Raw genomic sequence first — 2,584 nt, 5'->3', positions numbered from 1 at the left:
CTACCCTATTGGCTCGCTGGATCGCCCGCACACCTGGTAGTCCCGTACACGCTGGTCAACAACGATGCCTGCTACCTGCTGCCGAACGGGGTTGCCTCCGGGGACGACTTCTTGCGTCGGCTCAAAGATGGCTTTGACCTGGGTCGATGCCACCGATGAGGCTCTTACGCGGGTTTGCCGTCGCCGAACGTCCGCCCGCGTTACAGTAGGGGGCTCTACAACACCAGACCATAGGAATAACCGCGGTGTCGAAACAGCCCTCCAATACCCGCCAGACGAAGGGCGGGCTGCCCGCGCCGGCCCAAATCAAGGCCGTGGAGCGCCTGCTGGGTGCCCGGGACTATCCGCGGGCCATCGCGCGCGCTCGCACCCTGGTGCAGCACTTCCCCGATCATGGCGGCGCCAACCGGCTGCTGCTGGATGCCCTGGACCAGGGCGAGAGTCGGGCTGCGGCCACCCTGGCCGCCTACCAGTGGGCAGAACGCCGGCCCCGGAGCGCACGCGCCCTAGAGGCACTCTACGAGTTCGCGATCGAGGGCCATCACCTCCTGTTGGCTTGCCGGGTCGCGGACCGGCTGCGGGAATTGGGTGCCCTGGCTGGGGCCTCCCGCATTAGCCCTGCGGGCCTGGCCGAGATGCTGCAGCAGCCCGACGGGACCGCGGCGACCCGCGCACAGGCGGAGCAGTTCGACATCGGCCAGCTGCATCTGGAGGCCCATGACTTCGCGGGCGCGGCGTGGTTGCTCGATGGTGTCGCCATCACCTCGGCCCGCAACAATCGGGGGTTCGCCCTTTTTCATGTGGGCCGCATTGAGGAGGCGCTGACCGCCTTTCTGGACGCCTGGCAGCACGACGGGGGCAACCTCTTCGCCCTCGACTGGGCGCTGCGGCTGCGGCTGTATCTGGGCGACGAGACCGGCGCCAGGGGCTTGGCTGTCCCCTTGGCCCAGGCCCAGGCGCGGCGTGCCGAGGATGCCTACGGCCAGGTCGCCGGCCTGCTGCTGATCCATGAGGACCAAGCCGCCTGGGACGCCTTTCAGCGTTCAGGCCAGGCGGTTTGGGCCGCTGGTGAGAACGGTCCGCTGTTGGCCGAACGGCTCCAACAGGGAGGCGGGGCGGCCAGTCGGCTCGGCGACGCCGACCAGGCGCGGGCGCTGTGGCGGCAGGCCCTGGCGCAGCGCCCGGGGCTCACGACCGCCGCGGAGAACCTGGCCGCCCTGCAACGCGATGGCGCGCCCCCGGCCTATCCGGCCCTGTTCGAGTGGAGCCACATGCTCCCCGTCGGTTGGGTACATCGACTGCACGCGGCGGGCGCTACGCACCTGAATGCCCGGCTCGATGAGCTGACTGCCAGCGACGCCTATCTGGAGACGATCTACCTGGCTGGCGACGCGAGCCTACGGACCTTCGCCGCGCAACTGTTGAAGCATCGGTTGAAGCGCGCGTCCGTGGCCCAGCCCCCCGCGGGCGGTCAGCCCGAACGGCACGCGGCCGCCATCGTCCGGGACCTGGCGTGTTTGCCGGTCGGTACCGCCCAAGAGCGCCGCGGGTTGCTGCACGCCCTGCGCGAGGCCGGTCTGAGCGGGGCCGACGAGACCCTCTGCTACTGGGACGGCAAGGCATTGAGCGAGGTCAAGCTCATCGCGACCGAGATCTATCGCGCGCCGGTCCTACCCGATCTGCCGGAGGACCTCCAGCTACTGCTCGAACAATCCCGCACCCTGATGCGCGACGGCGATCTCGTCGCCGCCGAGGCGCGACTCCAAGCCATTCTGCGGCGCGTCCCAGACTATCAAATCGCGCTGGGTAATCTGGCGGCGATCCGCGCCCGTCAGGGTCGCGACAGCGAGGAGCGGGAGCTCTTGCACCGGGTGATCGCGGCCCATCCCGACTATCTCTTTGCGCGCTGCAACCTGGCTGATCTCCTGATCGGGGACGGGGAGTGGGAGGCAGCCAAAGAGTTGCTGGCTGGCCTCGCGCTACGCCCGCGGCTCCACATCCAGGAGGCCTTTGCCCTCTACGGTACCATGGCCATGTTGAACCGCGCCCAGGGTGACGACGCGTCTGCCGACACCTTGATGGCCAGCCTGGAGCAGATGGTCGAAACCGATAATGACCAGCGCCTGCTCGCCGTGGCCAAGGCGCGCGTGGCACGCGCCACCGCCGGGGGGCGTTTGCTGGAGACCGTCAGGTCCTTGTTGCCAGGCTCCAAAAGGCCAGGCAGGGTGTAGCGAGAGTACGGCGGCCCTGGGCTGTACGTTCGGATGCCAATCCGTTCGACGTGAAGCCGTGGAGATGCCAACGCTAGCCAGCCTCCAGGACGGCCGGACTGTCATCGATGGCCGTCAGGACAGACGCAACAGCGGCCGGCACGCTTGACCCAACCGACGATAAAGCAGGGGAGGGCGCCGCCGTTTCGCTGCGGTTGCCGGCCACCGCCGGCACGAGGTGCGGCAAAACTTTAGCCGACCCTGCTAACCCGCTGGTCAGGCGGGGGGCGCGCCGCGTTGGGCACAGGATATCCACAGAAGCGGCCACAGCGGATGTGGACAGCCTTCGACAGCGTCAAAGCACCGGCCGCGCG

1 protein-coding gene is annotated in these 2,584 nt (G+C 68.6%); it reads left to right on the top strand.

Annotated features, from left to right (window positions below):
* The first annotated feature begins 245 nt into the window (after positions 1 to 245).
* Positions 246 to 2,231, top strand: coding sequence for a tetratricopeptide repeat protein (locus tag QZY48_RS05665; protein WP_295428851.1), 1,986 nt, complete (start codon positions 246 to 248; stop codon positions 2,229 to 2,231).
* The last annotated feature ends 353 nt before the right edge of the window (positions 2,232 to 2,584 follow it).

The organism is uncultured Thiodictyon sp. (assembly GCF_903828115.1).
Taxonomy (GTDB): Bacteria; Pseudomonadota; Gammaproteobacteria; order Chromatiales; family Chromatiaceae; genus Thiodictyon.
The sequence above is the reverse complement of the archived record's forward strand: the minus strand, read 5'-3'. Positions and strand labels throughout refer to the sequence as shown.